The following is an 18936-nucleotide window of genomic DNA, read 5'->3' as shown; positions in this document are numbered from 1 at the left end:
GCGCCACCCGACATAATCACATCTCGATCTCAATATCGCCTTTTGCCCGGCAGCAGCAGGGCAAAATTTCCCCTTCGTTGATAAAGGCCAGCGGCTCGGTCAGCCAGTCCACCTGGCCGGCGACCAGGCGGCAGCGGCAGGAGCCGCAGTAGCCGGAACGACACTGGTACTCTACTTCTACCTGATGCGCTTCAAGCGCCACCAGCAGAGAAGGGTGCTCCTCCCGACACAGCACCTCAGTGCCGGAAAGACTTAACGTGACGCGTGACATCAGAGCTGGAAGTTGCTCAGGTCGTCGGTGTTGACTTCAGAATCAATCTGACCGACCAGATAAGAGCTGACTTCCACTTCCTGCGGCGCAACCTGCACGTTATCGGACACCAGCCAGGTGTTGATCCACGGAATTGGGTTAGAGCGCGTCTGGAACGGCAGGTCGAGACCAACGGCCTGCATGCGGATGTTGGTGATGTACTCAACGTACTGGCACAGGATGTCTTTGTTCAGGCCAATCATGGAGCCGTCGCGGAACAGGTAGTCCGCCCACTCTTTCTCCTGCTGAGCCGCCAGCACGAACAGGTCGTAGCACTCCTGCTTGCACTCTTCGGCGATTTCCGCCATCTCCGGATCGTCCGTACCGCTGCGCAGCAGGTTCAGCATGTGCTGGGTGCCGGTCAGGTGCAGGGCCTCATCGCGGGCAATCAGACGGATGATTTTGGCGTTGCCTTCCATCAGCTTACGCTCGGCAAAGGCGAAGGAGCAGGCGAAGCTCACGTAGAAGCGGATCGCTTCCAGCGCGTTAACGCTCATCAGGCACAGGTACAGCTGTTTTTTCAGCGCGCGCAGGTTCACGGTAACGGTTTTACCGTTCACGTTGTGCGTACCTTCGCCCAGCAGATGCCAGTAGCTGGTCATCTGGATCAGCTCGTCGTAGTAGTGGGCAATGCCTTCCGCGCGCTTCTGGATCTGCTCGTTGGTAACGATATCGTCAAACACCACCGCCGGATCGTTCACGATGTTGCGGATGATGTGGGTGTAAGAGCGGGAGTGGATCGTCTCGGAGAACGCCCAGGTTTCCACCCAGGTTTCCAGCTCAGGAATGGAGATCAGCGGCAGCAGCGCCACGTTTGGGCTACGACCCTGAATGGAGTCCAGCAGCGTCTGGTACTTCAGGTTGCTGATGAAGATATGTTTTTCGTGATCCGGCAGCGACTGGTAGTCAATACGGTCGCGGGAAACGTCTACTTCTTCCGGGCGCCAGAAGAAGGAGAGTTGCTTTTCAATCAGCTTTTCGAAGATGTCATATTTTTGCTGATCGTAGCGTGCCACGTTGACCGGCTGGCCGAAGAACATCGGCTCTTTGAGCTGGTCGTTTTTCGTCTGTGAAAAGGTGGTATATGCCATGAGTGTGTCCTGTGAGAGATTTTGTCAGTCGGGCAAACAAAATCGTAGGCCGGGTAAGCGTAGCGCCACCCGGCATTTACATTAGATCTTACATGCGCCGCTTTCGCAGCCATCGTCCTGAATTGACGGCACCATGTCGTCCTGCGCGTCTTCCGCACCGTCACGGGTGTTGTGATAGTACAGCGTTTTCACGCCAAATTTGTAGGCGGTGAGCAGGTCTTTCAGCAATTGCTGCATCGGTACCTTGCCTGACGGGAAGCGCGTCGGGTCATAGTTGGTATTGGCAGAGATCGACTGGTCGATAAACTTCTGCATGATACCCACCAGCTGCAGGTAGCCGTCGTTGTTTGGCATTTCCCACAGCAGCTCGTAGTTGTTGCCCAGCGTTTCGTAATCCGGTACCACCTGACGCAGCACGCCGTCTTTCGACGCTTTGATGCTGACGTGGCCGCGCGGCGGTTCAATACCGTTGGTGGCGTTAGAGATCTGCGACGAGGTCTCGGACGGCATCAGGGCAGAGAGCGTGGAGTTACGCAGGCCGTGGGTCTTGATGGACTCACGCAGGCCTTCCCAGTCGAGATGCAGCGGCTCGCTGACAATCGCATCCAGGTCTTTCTTGTAGGTGTCGATTGGCAGAATGCCTTTCGCGTAGGTGGTTTCGTTGAACCACGGGCACGCGCCTTGCTCTTTCGCCAGCTCGTTAGAGGCTTTCATCAGGTAGTACTGAATCGCTTCGAACGTCTGGTGCGTCAGGTTGTTAGCGCTGCCGTCAGAGTAGCGCTTGCCGTTTTTCGCCAGCCAGTAGGCGAAGTTGATCACGCCGATACCCAGGGTACGGCGGCCCATTGCACCGCGTTTAGCGGCCGGGATTGGGTAATCCTGGTAGTCCAGCAGGGCGTCGAGCGCGCGAACCGCCAGCACCGCCAGCTCTTCCAGCTCGTCCAGGCTCTTAATCGCGCCCAGGTTGAACGCGGACAGCGTACACAGCGCGATTTCGCCGTTTTCGTCGTTCACGTCTTCCAGCGGTTTGGTCGGCAGGGCGATCTCCAGGCACAGGTTAGACTGGCGCACTGGCGCAACTACTGGATCAAACGGGCTGTGGGTGTTGCAGTGGTCCACGTTCTGGATGTAGATACGGCCGGTAGAGGCACGTTCCTGCATCATCAGGGAGAACAGGTCTACCGCCTTCACGCGCTGCTTGCGAATGCTGTCGTCTTTTTCGTATTTGGTGTACAGACGCTCGAACTCGTCCTGATCGGCAAAGAACGCGTCATACAGGCCCGGAACGTCGGACGGGCTGAACAGCGTAATGTCTTCGCCTTTCAGCAGACGGGTGTACATCAGCTTGTTGATCTGCACGCCGTAGTCCATGTGACGCACGCGGTTGCCTTCCACGCCGCGGTTGTTTTTCAGGACCAGCAGGCTTTCCACTTCCAGGTGCCACATCGGGTAGAACAGGGTCGCAGCACCGCCGCGCACGCCGCCCTGAGAGCAGGATTTTACTGCCGTCTGGAAGTGTTTATAGAACGGGATACAGCCGGTGTGGAACGCTTCACCGCCGCGAATCGGGCTGCCAAGCGCACGGATGCGGCCGGCGTTGATGCCGATACCGGCACGCTGGGAGACGTATTTCACGATCGCGCTGGAGGTGGCGTTGATGGAATCCAGGCTATCACCACACTCGATCAGCACGCAGGAGCTGAACTGACGGGTTGGGGTACGCACGCCGGACATGATTGGCGTCGGCAGAGAAATCTTGAACGTGGATACCGCATCGTAGAAACGCTTCACGTATTCCAGACGGGTGTCACGCGGGTAATTAGAGAACAGGCAGGCGGCCACCAGAATATAGAGGAACTGGGCGCTTTCGTAGATCTCACCGGTTACGCGGTTCTGAACCAGGTATTTGCCTTCGAGCTGCTTCACCGCCGCGTAGGAGAAGTTCATGTCGCGCCAGTGATCGATAAACCCGTTCATCTGCTCGAACTCTTCTTCCGTATAGTCTTCCAGCAGATGCGTGTCGTATTTGCCCAGCTCAACCATTTTCACTACGTGATCGTAAAGCTTCGGCGGCTCAAACTGGCCGTAGGCTTTTTTACGCAGGTGGAAAATCGCCAGACGTGCAGCGAGGTACTGATAATCCGGTGCTTCGCGGGAGATGAGGTCTGCCGCTGCTTTAATGATTGTTTCGTGGATATCAGACGTTTTGATACCGTCGTAGAACTGAATGTGAGAACGCAGTTCAACCTGGGAGATAGATACGTTGTTCAGTCCTTCTGCTGCCCAGTCGAGAACTCGATGGATTTTGTCCAGATTGATACGCTCGGTAGTACCGTCGCGCTTTGTCACCAGCAGACTCTGATTCATGTGGGTTTTACCTGTCCGTGAAATAAAAAATATCCCCCGCTTATCCACAGATCCGTCTTGTGACTAACTCTGTGGATAAATACTACATATAGGGGGTTTGCGATAAGATAAACGCTATATGGTGAGTATTCTAGTATCGAATCATTTCAGCACAAGGGTTGATTTTGACGTTAAATTGAGGTTGTGAAAGGGTAAAAAAGGCTAAGTCCTCGTACCGTAAGGCCTGGAAGACATGTCAATAATTAAGAAAAAAAATTCAAAATTTGATCGAGTGCTGATTTCTTCAACGGGAGGTCAGAATTGCGCAACATGATGTCGCGCAATCTTTATAAGAATAACGAATGACGTTAGTCGTTTTTGGCGGTTGTGTGCAACATATAGTTAACATCAACGCCCGGTGCGAGTTTGAATTTATCGGTCAGCGGATTGTAGTGCAGGCCGGTGATGTGCTGCTCTTTGAGCCACGTCTGGTCAACCCAGCCTAACAGTTCCGCAGGCTTGATGAATTTCTTCACGTCGTGCGTCCCTTTCGGCACCATGCGCAGCACATACTCCGCGCCGACAACGGCCATCAGCCAGGCTTTACCGTTACGGTTGATGGTTGAGAAGAACACCTGGCCGCCCGGCTTCACCAGTTTTGCACAGGCGTGCACCACCGACTGCGGATCGGGAACGTGCTCCAGCATCTCCATGCAGGTCACCACATCGTACTGATGGGCGTGTTTTGCCGCGTGCTCTTCCACGGTTTCCTGCACGTATTCCACCTGTATGCCGGACTCCAGCGCGTGAAGGCGGGCCACCTGCAGCGGTTCAAAGCCCATATCCAGGCCCGTAACATTCGCCCCTTCGCGCGCCATGCTCTCAGCCAGGATGCCGCCGCCGCAGCCGACGTCGAGCACTTTCTTACCGAACAGACCGCCGGAACGCTCCGCGATATAGCCCAGACGCAGCGGGTTAATGCGATGCAGCGGTTTGAACTCACCTTCGAGATCCCACCAGCGGGACGCCACCGCTTCAAATTTGGCAATCTCTTCGTGGTCAACGTTGTGAGCCACCGGGGATTTTTCGGCATTCATGGGCGCTTTTACTCCTTATTTAGCAAGACAAAGGAGTATATCAGGCAATCCCCGTGAATAAAGCGTATAGGTTTACCTCAATCACCTCGGCTGTGTTATAATTTGCGACCTTTGAATCCGGGATACAGTAGAGGGATAGCGGTTAGATGAGCGACCTTGCGAGAGAAATTACACCGGTTAACATCGAGGAAGAGCTGAAGAGCTCCTATCTGGACTATGCGATGTCGGTCATTGTTGGCCGTGCGCTGCCGGACGTCCGCGATGGCCTTAAGCCGGTACACCGTCGCGTACTATACGCCATGAACGTATTGGGCAATGACTGGAATAAAGCCTATAAAAAATCTGCCCGCGTCGTCGGTGACGTTATCGGTAAATATCACCCGCATGGTGATACCGCCGTTTATGACACCATCGTTCGTATGGCGCAGCCATTCTCCTTGCGTTACATGCTGGTAGATGGTCAGGGTAACTTTGGTTCAGTCGACGGCGACTCCGCTGCGGCGATGCGTTATACGGAAATCCGTATGTCGAAAATCGCTCATGAGCTGATGGCCGATCTGGAAAAAGAGACCGTTGATTTCGTCGATAACTACGACGGCACCGAGCGCATCCCAGATGTGATGCCAACCAAGATCCCGAACCTGCTGGTTAACGGTTCGTCCGGTATCGCGGTCGGTATGGCAACCAACATTCCGCCGCACAATATCACCGAGGTGATCAACGGCTGCCTGGCCTATATCGACGATGAAGACATCAGCATTGAAGGGCTGATGGAACACATCCCGGGCCCGGACTTCCCGACGGCGGCGATCATCAACGGTCGTCGCGGTATTGAAGAAGCGTACCGCACCGGCCGCGGCAAGATTTACATCCGTGCCCGCGCCGAAGTGGAAGCGGACGCTAAAACCGGCCGTGAAACCATCATTGTTCACGAGATCCCGTATCAGGTGAACAAAGCGCGTCTGATTGAAAAAATCGCCGAGCTGGTAAAAGAAAAACGTGTTGAAGGCATCAGCGCGCTGCGTGACGAGTCTGACAAAGACGGTATGCGCATCGTGATTGAGATCAAACGCGACGCGGTGGGTGAGGTTGTGCTGAACAACCTGTACTCCCAGACTCAGCTTCAGGTCTCCTTCGGTATCAACATGGTTGCGCTGCACCATGGTCAGCCGAAGATCATGAACCTGAAAGAGATCCTGAGCGCGTTCGTGCGTCACCGCCGTGAAGTGGTGACCCGTCGTACCATCTTCGAACTGCGCAAAGCGCGCGACCGTGCGCACATCCTTGAAGCGCTGGCTGTTGCGCTGGCCAACATCGACCCGATCATTGAACTGATCCGTCGTGCGCCAACCCCGGCGGAAGCGAAAGTCGGCCTGATTTCCCGTCCGTGGGATCTGGGTAACGTCGCCGCGATGCTGGAACGTGCGGGCGATGACGCAGCGCGTCCTGAGTGGCTGGAACCTGAATTCGGCGTGCGTGACGGTCAGTATTACCTGACTGAACAGCAGGCCCAGGCGATTCTGGATCTGCGTCTGCAGAAACTGACCGGCCTTGAGCACGAAAAACTGCTCGACGAATACAAAGAGCTGCTGGAACAGATTGCTGAGCTGCTGCACATCCTGGGCAGCGCAGAGCGTCTGATGGAAGTGATCCGTGAAGAGCTGGAGCTGGTCCGCGATCAGTTCGGCGATGCGCGCCGCACCGAAATCACCGCAAACAGCTCTGATATCAACATTGAAGACCTGATCAACCGCGAAGACGTGGTGGTCACCCTGTCTCATCAGGGCTATGTGAAGTATCAGCCGCTGACCGACTACGAAGCACAGCGTCGTGGCGGTAAAGGCAAGTCTGCAGCTCGTATTAAAGAAGAAGACTTTATTGACCGCCTGCTGGTGGCGAACACCCATGACACGATCCTCTGCTTCTCCAGCCGCGGTCGTCTGTACTGGATGAAAGTCTATCAGCTGCCGGAAGCAAGCCGCGGCGCGCGTGGCCGTCCAATCGTTAACCTGCTGCCGCTGGAAGCGAACGAACGTATCACCGCCATCCTGCCGGTACGCGAGTACGAAGAGGGCGTGAACGTCTTTATGGCGACCGCCAGCGGTACCGTGAAGAAAACCGCGCTGACCGAGTTCAGCCGCCCACGTTCCGCCGGCATCATCGCGGTGAACCTGAACGAAGGCGACGAGCTGATCGGTGTGGATCTGACCTCCGGTTCTGATGAAGTGATGCTGTTCTCCGCGGCCGGTAAAGTGGTGCGCTTCAAAGAGAACGCCGTCCGTGCAATGGGTCGTACCGCTACGGGCGTTCGTGGTATCAAACTGGCTGGCGAAGACAGCGTTGTTTCTCTGATTATTCCGCGCGGTGAAGGGGCTATCCTGACCGTAACGCAGAATGGTTACGGTAAACGTACGGCGGAAGGGGAATACCCAACCAAGTCTCGCGGCACGCAGGGCGTTATCTCTATCAAAGTGACCGAGCGCAACGGTTCCGTCGTGGGCGCGGTGCAGGTGGACGATGCCGACCAGATCATGATGATCACCGATGCCGGTACGCTGGTGCGTACCCGCGTGTCTGAGATCAGCGTGGTGGGGCGTAACACCCAGGGCGTGATCCTCATCCGTACAGCGGAAGATGAAAACGTGGTGGGTCTGCAGCGCGTTGCTGAGCCGGTGGATGACGAAGAGCTCGATTCCATCGACGGTAGCGTTGCGGAAGGCGATGATGATATCGCGCCTGAAGCCGACACCGACGATGACGTAGCGGATGACGCTGACGAGTAATGTCTCCTGATGCAAAAAAGGGCCGGATTCCGGCCCTTTTCTTTTGCACAAGCAGATAAGTCAACGTTGCGACCTGGCGCGTTTACCGCTACCTTAACCACATTCTTTTTACCCCGACGGCGGAGCCTCGCCCCCTTGAAATACCTCGTCTCCTTTCGTACTACGCTGAAAGTTTCTCGCTATCTGTTTCGGGCGCTGGCGCTCCTGCTTTGGCTGCTGGTGGCCTTGTTCTCGGTGTTTTACATCGTTAACGCGCTGCACCAGAAAGAAGCGGAGATCCGCCAGGAGTTTAACTTAAGCTCCGACCAGGCCCAGCGCTACATTCAGCGAACGTCTGACGTGATGAAGGAGCTGAAGTATATTGCCGAGAATCGTCTGACGGCGGAAAACGGCATCCTTGCGCTTCGCGGGCGGAATGACAATACCGAAGTCCCGGACTTCCAGCCGCTGTTCCCGGACTCCGATTGCTCCACCATGAGCAATACCTGGCGCGGGTCGCTGGAATCCCTTGCCTGGTTTATGCGCTACTGGCGCGACAATTTCTCCGCCGCCTATGACCTGAACCGCGTATTCCTGATTGGCAGTGAAAATCTCTGCATGGCTGACTTTGGCCTGCGCGACGTGCCCGTTGAGCGTGACGATGCGCTGAAAAGCCTGCATGAACGTATTGTGAAATACCGCAATGCGCCGCAGGACGAGCGCGGGAATAACATCTTCTGGGTTAGCCAGGGCCCGCGACCGGGCGTGGGCTATTTCTACGCCCTGACGCCGGTGTATCTGGGCAATCGCCTGCAGGCGCTGCTGGGGATTGAGCAGACCATTCGCATGGAAAACTTCTTCACCCCGGGCAGCCTGCCCATGGGGGTAACCATTCTGGATGAAAACGGTCATCAGCTGATCTCACTCGCCGGGCCGGATAACCGGTTAAACGTCGAACCGCACTGGATGCAGGAGCGGTCGTGGTTTGGCTATACCTCGGGCTTCCGCGAACTGGTGCTGAAGAAGAGCCTGCCGCCTTCGTCGCTGAGTATTGTCTATTCGCTGCCGGTGGACATGGTGCTTGAGCGGATACGCATTCTCATCATGAATGCCATTCTGCTGAACCTGATCGCGGGTGGGGCGCTGTTCACCCTGGCGCGCATGTATGAGCGGAAAATCTTTATTCCGGCGGAAAGCGACGCCCAGCGGCTGGAGGAGCACGAGCAGTTTAACCGGAAGATTGTCGCGTCGGCACCGGTGGGGATCTGTATTCTGCGTACCCAGGACGGGACCAATATCCTGAGTAACGAACTGGCGCATAACTACCTGAACATGCTGACGCACGAAGACCGGCAGAGGTTGACGCAAATTATCTGCGGTCAGCAGGTTAACTTTGTCGATGTGCTCACCAGCACGCACACCAACCTGCAGATCAGCTTCGTGCATTCCCGCTATCGCAATGAAAACGTGGCGATTTGCGTGCTGGTGGATGTTTCCGCGCGCGTGAAGATGGAAGAGTCGCTGCAGGAGATGGCGCAGGCCGCGGAGCAGGCCAGCCAGTCGAAATCCATGTTCCTTGCCACCGTCAGCCACGAGCTGCGTACGCCGCTGTACGGGATCATCGGTAACCTCGATCTGCTGCAGACGAAAGAGCTGCCGAAAGGAGTCGACAGGCTGGTGACGGCGATGAACAACTCCTCCAGCCTGCTGCTGAAAATTATCAGCGATATTCTCGACTTCTCTAAAATTGAGTCTGAGCAGCTGAAAATCGAACCGCGGGAGTTTTCGCCGCGCGAGGTGATGAACCACATCAGCGCCAACTATCTGCCGCTGGTGGTGCGTAAACAGCTGGGGCTCTACTGCTTTATCGAACCGGACGTGCCGCTGACGCTGCACGGCGATCCGATGCGCCTGCAGCAGGTCATCTCAAACCTGCTCAGCAACGCCATCAAATTCACCGACGTTGGCTGTATCGTGTTGCACGTTTGCCGGGCGGGGGATTACCTGAGCATTCGCGTGCGCGACACGGGCGTCGGCATCCCGGCGAAGGAAGTGGTTCGCCTGTTCGACCCGTTCTTCCAGGTCGGGACCGGCGTGCAGCGTAACTTCCAGGGCACCGGACTGGGGCTGGCGATTTGTGAGAAGCTCGTCAGCATGATGGACGGTGATATTTCCGTGGATACCGAGCCCGGCATGGGCAGCCAGTTCACCATCCGTATTCCGCTCTATTCGGCGCAGTATCCGGCAAAAGCGACGGTAGACGGGCTGAGCGACAAGCGCTGCTGGCTGGCGGTGCATAACGCCTCGCTGAATGACTACCTGACGGCGCTGCTTGCCCACAGCGGCGTGAGGGTGTGTCGCTATGAAGGTCAAACGCCGGATGTGGACGATGTGCTGATCGCCGACGAGATGCCGGAGCAGCCGTGGCAGGGGAGAGGGTCGGTGCTCTTCTGCCGTCGCCACATCGGCATTCCTGTCGAGCGTGCGCCTGGAGAATGGGTACACAGCGTTGCAACGCCGCACGAGCTGTTGAGCCTGCTGGCGCGCATCTACAAAGTGGAGCTGGAAGAGCGCGACGGCGCGGGCGGATTGCCGTCACCGGAGTCTCTGGCTTCGGTGAATGACGATATGATGATTCTGGTGGTGGATGACCATCCGATTAACCGCCGCCTGCTGGCTGACCAGCTGGGATCGCTGGGCTACCAGTGCAAAACCGCCAATGACGGCGTGGATGCGCTGAATGTGCTGAGTAAAAATCATATTGATATCGTGCTTAGCGACGTCAACATGCCAAACATGGACGGCTACCGTCTGACGCAGCGCATCCGACAGCTTGGCCTGACGCTGCCGGTGGTGGGCGTAACGGCGAACGCGCTGGCGGAAGAGAAACAGCGTTGTCTGGAGTCAGGCATGGACAGCTGTCTGTCGAAGCCGGTGACGCTGGACGTGCTGAAACAGACATTGTCGATTTACGCGGATCGCGTGAGAAAAACCAGAATATAAAAAAGGCCCGCAAGGGCCTTTTTATTTGCCCGGCGGCACTGCGCTTGCGCGGGCCTACGGGTTTTGTAGGCCGGGTAAGCGCGAGCGCCACCCGGCATTTACAGTGGGGATCAATCCTTGTCCGTTGCGCTCAGCGTAACGGAGGAGAGATAGTTCAGCAGTGCAATATCGTTGTCCACGCCCAGCTTCATCATCGCTGATTTCTTCTGGCTGCTGATGGTTTTAATGCTGCGGTTCAGCTTCTTGGCAATCTCGGTCACCAGGAAACCTTCTGCGAACAGGCGCAGAACTTCACTTTCTTTCGGGGACAGGCGTTTGTCACCGTAGCCACCCGCGCTGATTTTTTCCAGCAGACGAGAGACGCTCTCAGGCGTGAACTTCTTGCCTTTCTGCAGCGCAGCGAGCGCTTTTGGCAGATCGGTCGGTGCGCCCTGTTTCAGCACAATCCCTTCGATGTCCAGATCCAACACCGCGCTCAGGATCGCCGGGTTGTTGTTCATGGTCAGAACAATGATCGAGATATCCGGGAAGTGACGTTTAATGTATTTGATGAGCGTGATCCCATCACCGTATTTGTCTCCAGGCATGGAGAGATCGGTAATGAGCACGTGTGCATCAAGCTTTGGGAGGTTATTGATCAGTGCTGTAGAGTCTTCAAATTCACCGACTACATTCACCCACTCGATCTGTTCAAGTGATTTGCGAATACCGAACAGTACAATCGGATGGTCATCGGCAATAATTACGTTCATATTGTTCATGTATAAGGCTACCTTGCTACAGCAAGCTTTTGACGTAGGCGTCAATGTCGCTGATGTATTTTTCAATGCCAGAGGCATCTTTCTCACGAATTAGATGTTCCAGCGTTTCACATAACTGCTTGCCGGGAACCAGATTAAGCATGGCAAACACCCCTTTAAGCCGGTGTGCTGTCTGTGCCAGCGCTGCAAAATCATTCGCAGCGGACTCAGTATACAACCGCTTAACATCATCTGGTACTGTATCAACAAAGAGTGAATAGTATCCGCTGGCGTGAAGCTCGGCATTTTCATTGCCGCCTAACGGTGACTCCGTTATCTCTTCCTGCGCCAGCTGCTCTTCTATTAGTTGTAGTACAGCTTCCTGCATCGCATTGCTTATATTAAAGTTGACGCGCAGCTGGCCAGGGCCGATTTTCCGCACGCCTGACTCATCATCGCTTAAAAGCAAGCCGGAGGCAGTAAGATTAGACGGATTATCAGTTAAAAACAGATCAAATTCTTGACTTGCAAGTCTTTCATCCGGCGTGATGCAGGCCGCTCCCCAGTTTTCTAACTGACGAACGACAATATTGCGGATCTCGTTCGAGGTCACGTCGACCATCACCACGACATCATCCAGCAGACGTTCCTCATCTTCTTCCTGCGGATTGGCCGCCATTTTCACGTGCAGAGAATAGCGGGTGCCGAGGGATTCACGGGCTTTGATGTTCAGGTGGCCGCCGAGCTTACGCGCCAGCTGATCGCACAGCCAGAAGGTCAGGGCATTGGCCTTGCCGTAGCGATCGCTCTGCGTGTCATTCAGGAACGGGAAGTGCAGATTATCAATTTCGCTTGTTGTGACGCCTTCCCCGGTGTCCAGGATGCGGAACGTGAGACGGTCTTCTGCTGACTCCTCGGTGCTGACTTCAAGAGTGATCTTGCCGATCTGCGTGGTGGTGACGGCGTACTGAATAATCATCAGCAGAATGCGGCGCAGCGCTTCGCGATCGCCGTGGCGTTCGTCATTCGCAGGGAGATTGTTATTGATCAGCAGCTGCAGCCCCTTGCGCTTGATGACGGGCAGCACTTCCGGCACCACTTCATCGATCAGATCCTGAATGGAGAAGAGGGCTGGCGTTCCCTTCCAGAAATCATTCTCCAGCATGTTCGCCAGCTGGATCTCATCAACCATTCTGACCAGGGAATCGGCCTGGCAGGCAAGCTGGTGGCTTTCTGAAGTGTTTAACGCCGCCGCCTGGGTTGCCAGCGTTTTTAACGGCTGCTTGAAGGCATCGCCAATGTTCTGCATAAATGCGGCGCGCCCCTGCTGGTTTTTCTCATACAGCCTTTGCGCCTGCTTGAGCTTTTTATTGACCAGCACTTCGCGATCCTGATCGCGAATAATGAAGATTTGCGTGCGGGGAGCCACCTGGCTGCGGAACTGACGGATCTCGTACAGTTCATTGTTGATGGTGGCCTGAATCACCCCCTGGTGTTGATCCGCCATGGTGGTGATGTTCTGCAGGTTAAGGTGCGGCAGCAGATGGTCGGCAATTTTGTTGCTCATCACCGTACGATTCGCCTCCTGATCGTGAACCAGGACTCCTAGCGGCAGCACGGAAACAATCTCTTCATTCAGTGCACGCAATACGCGCAGCTCATTGCTGGTGCCGGCCGGAGCCGCAGAGGCGTCGCTCTGACGACCCGTCTGGAAACGGAAGGTGCTGTAGCCAAACAGGGCCAGCGCCAGCAGACCGATATTCAGCAGCAGAGGCAGCAGGATATTTTGCAGGGTGTCGAGCAACAGCGTGCCAAACGGCACCTGCCACACCAGGCGCATACCGGTCGAATTCAGCGATGAGGCAATTTCGATTTTCGAGCCGTTAAAGGAGATCGATACGCTCTCTGCGGCCTCTTTGTCGGACGCCGCACGCATGTTCTGAGTGCTGCTGTCTGGCTCCAGGCGGAAGCTGTCGAGCGGCATATCCGGCGGGATTAAATCATTAATCGGTAAATCGAAGGCCACCACCGTCGCCAGATGCCCTGGCTGGTTGAACGTGGTGCGCAGAGTAAAATAATGGCCGTTTTGCCAGGCCAGACGACGCAGGGAAGAGAAGCTCTCACGCTCATCAAGGGCATTCGCCTGCTGCAGCATCTCTGCCCGGCGGGAATCGACGATGCTGCCCACGGTTGTCTCTTTAAACCCGGATGAGAGATCTTTTAACGGCAGCGTCGAGATCAGGATCATGCTGTTGTCCTGACCGTTCAGATAGTACATCGACCAAGGTACCGTTTCTGCTCCCCAGAGGGTATCCAGATAGGTCGAAATACGCTGCGTCATCTCAAGCGTCGCGCTGTCGTGAGAGCCAAAGATAAGGGCCTCGGTCTTACGCTGCGGTTTTTCGAGATAATAGACATCCTGCTTCAGCCGCGTCTCCTGAAGTCCATCCCCGGACGAGGAGGTCGGGGCAGCCGCGATATTGTCGTAAATCTGCCAGGTGGCATAGCGCCAGGTATCAATGCGCTTGTGCACGGCATGGGTGATATCCACGACCTGATAGCTCTTATCCTTCAGCCAGGCGTTAACCGCGCTTTGCACCATCACCCCCATGGTGACTAACAGCACAACGATCAAAAGAAGAAAGAAACGGGTGATGCTCCCGGGTAGAAGGGAGAATTTGCTCGGGGCGGTGGTTTCAGTCTGACTCATTGATATCTTTAACCCGTTATGGTCGTGCTCTGTGGCGATAGGGCAGTATAAAGGGTAATAACTGAATTTCCAGCGCCACTGTCCGGGATGAGGCGACTTTTTCACGGGACAATATCGGCGACGAGGTGTGCAGTAAACATGTACAAACTCGCCAGATGCGTACAAATAATCAGCCCGCGCTGTCAAAGAATAGCACGAATTAACAAGAAATTAAGTTTTGCCCCAACTGATGGATTTCGAAAGATACCCGGCGAGAATTTAGTTAATAGTCGTTACAATTACGGTGCGGTAGCACAAAAAAAGAGAAGTTACGTAAAGAAAGGTAAAAAAAAACCGAATGCGGAGCATCCGGTTCAATTAGGGATAAACAGACATTCAAAACTGAATGACGGTAATAAATAAAGTTAATGATGATAGCGAGAGTTATTTTAGAGATTAGGTGCGATCTTGTTTTGTCATTCAGTGCTGTAACGGATTTTATTGTAACTAATTGATGTTTATGCGGTGATTTTTCTGTTTGATTATAAGTGCTAATTTTCTAAGCTATTTGTGCTTTGTAAAAGTTCCTTGATATTTACATTTTGAAACATGTTGATGGGTAAATGAAACATCTTCAAAGTTTTCGTATCATATTCGCATTGGATTATTCTGTAATTTTGCGGAGAATGAAATTGCCGACTGGTTAATGAGGGTTAACCAGTAAGCAGTGGCAATTATAAGGCATATAACAGAGGGTTAATAAAATGAAAGTTAAAGTACTGTCCCTCCTGGTACCAGCACTCCTGGTGGCAGGCGCAGCAAATGCGGCCGAAATTTATAACAAAGATGGCAACAAATTAGATCTGTACGGTAAAGTTGATGGTCTGCACTATTTCTCTGACGACAAGAGTGCCGATGGCGACCAGACCTACATGCGTCTTGGCTTCAAAGGCGAAACTCAGGTTAACGATCAGCTGACCGGTTACGGCCAGTGGGAATACCAGATCCAGGGCAACACCTCTGAAAGTGACAATCAGGCCTGGACGCGTGTGGCGTTCGCGGGTCTGAAATTCGCTGACGCGGGTTCTTTCGATTACGGTCGTAACTACGGCGTAATCTACGACGTCACCTCCTGGACCGACGTTCTGCCAGAATTTGGCGGCGATACTTACGGTGCGGACAACTTCCTGCAGTCCCGTGCTAACGGCGTGGCGACCTACCGTAACCAGGACTTCTTTGGTCTGGTGGATGGCCTGAACTTTGCCCTGCAGTATCAGGGTAAAAACGGCAGCGTAAGCGGTGAAAACGACACCGGTCGTAGCCTGCTGAAACAGAACGGCGACGGCTACGGTGCATCCGTAACCTATAACCTGGGTGAAGGCTTCAGCATCGGTGGTGCAATGTCTTCTTCCAAACGTACCGCTGACCAGAACAACACCGCTAACTCGGCGCTGAAGGGCGAAGGCGATCGTGCTGAAGTCTATTCTGGTGGTCTGAAATACGACGCCAACAACATCTACCTTGCGGCGCAATACTCCCAGACCTACAACGCAACGCGTTTCGGCAACTCTCAGAGCAGCAGCGAAATTTACGGCTTCGCTAACAAAGCGCAGAACTTCGAAGTGGTTGCTCAGTACCAGTTCGACTTCGGCCTGCGTCCATCCGTGGCTTACCTGCAGTCTAAAGGGAAAGACATCGAAGGTTACGGCGATCAGGATCTGCTGAAATATGTTGATGTTGGTGCGACTTACTACTTCAACAAAAACATGTCCACCTACGTGGATTACAAAATCAACCTTGTTGATGAAAATGAATTCACCCGTCAGGCGGGTATCGGTACTGACGATATCGTCGCGCTGGGCCTGGTTTACCAGTTCTAATCGCTTCATCGTGTGACGTAAGGGGCCTGCTGGCCCCTTTTTTGTGCCTCGCAGATTCTCACAACTCACCCGTTTTGGTGTACTCTTGCCGCCCTGGCATGAGGATAATAATGAATGGACATGACTTTTTTACGCGCCAGCTTTCTGGCTATGCTTTTTTTCCTGACCGCATGTAACGATCCCGCCCCCGTGGCGAAAACCGACGCACCCGCCGCGACGGTGCTCGAAGGCAAAACGATGGGCACCTTCTGGCGCGTCAGCGTGATGAACCTCGATAAAACGCGCACAGATGAGCTACGCGACAAAATCCAGTCGCAGCTGGACGCCGACGATCAGCTGCTGTCGACCTATAAAAATGACTCGGCGCTGATGCGCTTTAACCTCTCCACCAGCACCTCCCTGTGGCCGGTGAGCGAGGCGATGGCCGATATCGTGACCGAATCTATACGCGTGGGTTATAAAACCAACGGCGCGATGGATGTGACCGTCGGACCGCTGGTAAACCTCTGGGGATTTGGCCCTAACAAACAGCCGATGACCACGCCCGAACAGGCGGCCATTGATGATGCCCGGGCCAGGACGGGGCTGCAGCATCTGACGGTGATCAATCAGTACGGGCAACAGTACCTGCAAAAAGATATCCCCGATCTGTTTGTCGATCTGTCGACGGTAGGGGAAGGCTATGCGGCGGATCATCTTGCTGCGCTGATGGCCCAGGAAGGCATTTCCCGTTATCTGGTCTCCGTGGGCGGCGCGTTAGTCAGCCGGGGGATGAACGCCAGCGATAAGCCGTGGCGCGTAGCGATTCAAAAGCCGACCGATCGGCAAAATGCCGTGCAGGCGATAGTGGATATCAACGGACATGGCATCAGTACCTCCGGGAGCTATCGTAACTATTACGAGCTTGACGGGAAGCGTATTTCGCATGTTATCGATCCGCAGACCGGCCGTCCCATCACGCATAACCTGGTATCGGTGACGGTCATCGCCCCAACCGCGCTGGAAGCGGATGCCTGGGATACTGGCTTAATGGTTCTCGGCCCGGAAAAAGCCAAAGAGGTGGTTCGTCAGGAAGGGCTGGCGGTTTATATGATCACCAAAGAGGGCGACGGGTTCAGAACCTGGAGCTCGCCGCAGTTCAACAGTTTCCTGGTGCGCGACAAAAATTAAAAAGCAAGGTTGCGGGTTTTTTATCACTAGCACTCAGGCACGCTCTATGTATGCTTACATGAGGAGCCGATAATGAGAAACTCAACCTTTATTACCGATGAGGATCGCTGGCAGGCCGTGCTGGCCCGCGATCCGCTCGCTGACGAACAGTTTGTCTTCGCCGTGCAGACGACGGGTATTTTCTGCCGCCCGTCATGCCGCGCCCGCCACGCGCTGCGTAAAAACGTCCGCTTTTATCCCGATGCCCACCGTGCCGTTCAGGCAGGGTTTCGCCCGTGCAAGCGCTGCATGCCGGACAAACGCGATCCGCAGGCGCAGAAGCTGGCGAAAGTGGAACACGCCTGTCGTCTTCTGGAACAGGATCCCACGCTAACCCTGGAGGGGCTGGCGCAGCAGGTGGCCATGAGTCCTTTCCATTTCCATCGTCTGTTTAAGTCCGTGACCGGCATGACGCCTAAGGCCTGGCAGCAGGCGGCGCGAGGCCAGCGCCTGCGCACCGCGCTTGCACAGGGTGACAAAATCACCGACGCCGTGCTGGCAGCGGGCTTTCCCGACAGCAGCAGCTACTATCGCAAAGCCAACGATGCGCTGGGCATGACGGCGAAGCAGTACCGCAAAGGGGATGTGGCGGTGCGTTATGCCATTAGCGACTGTTCGTTAGGACGCTGTCTGGTTGCGGAAAGCGAGCGGGGGATCTGCGCGATCCTGCTGGGTGACAGCGATGAAGAATTAGCCGAAGAGCTTGCCGCGCATTTTCCAAAAGCAGCGCATGCGCCGCTGGAAGAGGATTTCGCGCGGCGGGTCCAGCAGGTGATTGCCAGTATTGATAACCGCGACGTACCGCTTGCGCTGCCGCTGGATATTCGCGGAACCGCGTTCCAGCAGCGCGTCTGGCAGGCCCTTCGCAACATTCCCTGCGGCGAAACGGCCAGTTACCGGCAGGTGGCGCAGGCGATTGGTCAACCTAATGCGGTACGCGCCGTTGCCGGAGCCTGTGCGGCAAACACGCTGGCGATTGTGATCCCCTGTCATCGCGTGGTTCGTAACGACGGCGCGCTGTCGGGTTACCGTTGGGGGACGGCGCGAAAAGCGCTATTACTGAAACGTGAGGCGAAACGCCAGGAGGGATAATGCTCGATCTTTTTGCGGATGCTGAACCCTGGCAGGAGCCGCTTGCGCCGGGGGCGGCGATCCTGCGCCGCTTTGCACTCTCCCGTGCGGCGGCGCTGCTTGCGGGTATCGACGAGGTGACGGCTGTTTCGCCGTTTCGCCATATGGTGACGCCGGGCGGCTACACCATGTCGGTGGCTATGGCCAACTGCGGCGAACTGGGCTGGGCGACGAACGAGCGGGGCTATCTGTATGCCCCGAACGATCCCGCTACCGGCCAGCCCTGGCCCCCGATGCCTGCCGTTTTTCAGGCTCTCTGCCACGAGGCCGCCGTAGCAGCGGAGTATCCTGACTTTCGGCCGGATGCCTGCCTGATCAACCGCTACGCCGTCGGTGCGAAGCTTTCGCTGCACCAGGACAAGGATGAACCCGATTTGCGCGCGCCTATCGTCTCGGTATCGTTAGGTCTGCCCGCCGTCTTCCAGTTTGGGGGATTACGCCGCAACGACCCGCTCAAGCGCATCATGTTGGAACATGGCGATGTGGTGGTGTGGGGCAGGGAGTCGCGGCTTTATTATCACGGCATTCAGCCGCTGAAGCCCGGGGTCCACCCGCTCACGGGCGAGTACCGTTTTAACCTGACCTTCCGTCAGGCGGGGGCGAGTAAACTAAAATAAGAATTATTCTTGATGTCCGCGCAGGGCAGTTTACACTGCTGGCTGATTTTTATTGTCCGGA

General features: G+C 55.3%; 12 protein-coding genes. 6 read left to right on the top strand and 6 right to left on the bottom strand.

What is annotated here, in order from left to right; all coding sequences use genetic code 11:
- Positions 1 to 16: 16 nt before the first annotated feature.
- The 4 genes from yfaE to ubiG form a co-directional block, all read right to left on the bottom strand.
- Entirely contained in the window at positions 17 to 271 is a 255-nt protein-coding gene (gene yfaE, locus P346_RS13145) for a class I ribonucleotide reductase maintenance protein YfaE (RefSeq protein ID WP_008500234.1), read from the bottom strand.
- A complete protein-coding gene (nrdB, locus tag P346_RS13150) occupies positions 271 to 1401 on the bottom strand; it encodes a class Ia ribonucleoside-diphosphate reductase subunit beta (protein WP_029740920.1) in 1131 nt (376 codons plus the stop codon). Before nrdB ends, yfaE begins: the two co-directional genes overlap by 1 nt.
- Positions 1402 to 1482: 81 nt before the next feature.
- On the bottom strand, positions 1483 to 3768 hold the full coding sequence (gene nrdA, locus P346_RS13155) for a class 1a ribonucleoside-diphosphate reductase subunit alpha (RefSeq protein ID WP_023312513.1): 2286 nt from the start codon (positions 3766 to 3768) through the stop codon (positions 1483 to 1485).
- A gap of 347 nt (positions 3769 to 4115) precedes the next feature.
- Positions 4116 to 4844: a bifunctional 2-polyprenyl-6-hydroxyphenol methylase/3-demethylubiquinol 3-O-methyltransferase UbiG gene (gene ubiG / locus P346_RS13160; RefSeq protein WP_029740919.1), complete on the bottom strand. Its 729-nt coding sequence runs from the start codon at positions 4842 to 4844 to the stop codon at positions 4116 to 4118.
- 146 nt (positions 4845 to 4990) lie between these two features.
- Here ubiG and gyrA point away from each other — a divergent pair, with 146 nt between their 5' ends.
- Positions 4991 to 7627: a DNA topoisomerase (ATP-hydrolyzing) subunit A gene (gyrA, locus tag P346_RS13165; RefSeq protein ID WP_032659126.1), complete on the top strand. Its 2637-nt coding sequence runs from the start codon at positions 4991 to 4993 to the stop codon at positions 7625 to 7627.
- Positions 7628 to 7762: 135 nt separating this feature from the next.
- A complete protein-coding gene (rcsC, locus tag P346_RS13170) occupies positions 7763 to 10609 on the top strand; it encodes a two-component system sensor histidine kinase RcsC (protein WP_029740917.1) in 2847 nt (948 codons plus the stop codon).
- 110 nt (positions 10610 to 10719) lie between these two features.
- Here the strand turns inward: rcsC and rcsB are convergent, their stop codons facing one another.
- Together rcsB and rcsD are read right to left on the bottom strand one after the other, a co-directional pair.
- Positions 10720 to 11370 (bottom strand): response regulator transcription factor RcsB, encoded by a 651-nt coding sequence (gene rcsB / locus P346_RS13175; protein ID WP_003859405.1) that lies wholly within the window; start codon positions 11368 to 11370, stop codon positions 10720 to 10722.
- Positions 11371 to 11386: 16 nt separating this feature from the next.
- Positions 11387 to 14059 (bottom strand): phosphotransferase RcsD, encoded by a 2673-nt coding sequence (gene rcsD / locus P346_RS13180; protein ID WP_032659123.1) that lies wholly within the window; start codon positions 14057 to 14059, stop codon positions 11387 to 11389.
- A gap of 743 nt (positions 14060 to 14802) precedes the next feature.
- Between rcsD and P346_RS13185 the strand changes: the two genes are divergently transcribed.
- The 4 genes from P346_RS13185 to alkB all read left to right on the top strand — a co-directional run bounded on the left by P346_RS13185 (position 14803) and on the right by alkB (position 18875).
- On the top strand, positions 14803 to 15918 hold the full coding sequence (locus P346_RS13185; RefSeq protein WP_032659121.1) for a porin OmpC: 1116 nt from the start codon (positions 14803 to 14805) through the stop codon (positions 15916 to 15918).
- Between the two features lie 114 nt (positions 15919 to 16032).
- Positions 16033 to 17088 carry an FAD:protein FMN transferase ApbE gene (gene apbE / locus P346_RS13190; protein ID WP_032659118.1) on the top strand — a complete coding sequence of 352 codons (1056 nt, stop codon included), beginning with the start codon at positions 16033 to 16035 and terminating at the stop codon, positions 17086 to 17088.
- A 72-nt stretch (positions 17089 to 17160) separates the two neighbouring features.
- Positions 17161 to 18219 carry a bifunctional DNA-binding transcriptional regulator/O6-methylguanine-DNA methyltransferase Ada gene (gene ada, locus P346_RS13195; protein ID WP_032659115.1) on the top strand — a complete coding sequence of 353 codons (1059 nt, stop codon included), beginning with the start codon at positions 17161 to 17163 and terminating at the stop codon, positions 18217 to 18219.
- Positions 18219 to 18875 carry a DNA oxidative demethylase AlkB gene (alkB, locus tag P346_RS13200; protein WP_032659113.1) on the top strand — a complete coding sequence of 219 codons (657 nt, stop codon included), beginning with the start codon at positions 18219 to 18221 and terminating at the stop codon, positions 18873 to 18875. Before ada ends, alkB begins: the two co-directional genes overlap by 1 nt.
- Positions 18876 to 18936 lie beyond the last annotated feature (61 nt).

Source organism: Enterobacter sp. DC1, assembly GCF_000568075.1.
Lineage (GTDB): Bacteria > Pseudomonadota > Gammaproteobacteria > Enterobacterales > Enterobacteriaceae > Enterobacter > Enterobacter asburiae.
The sequence above is the reverse complement of the archived record's forward strand: the minus strand, read 5'-3'. Positions and strand labels throughout refer to the sequence as shown.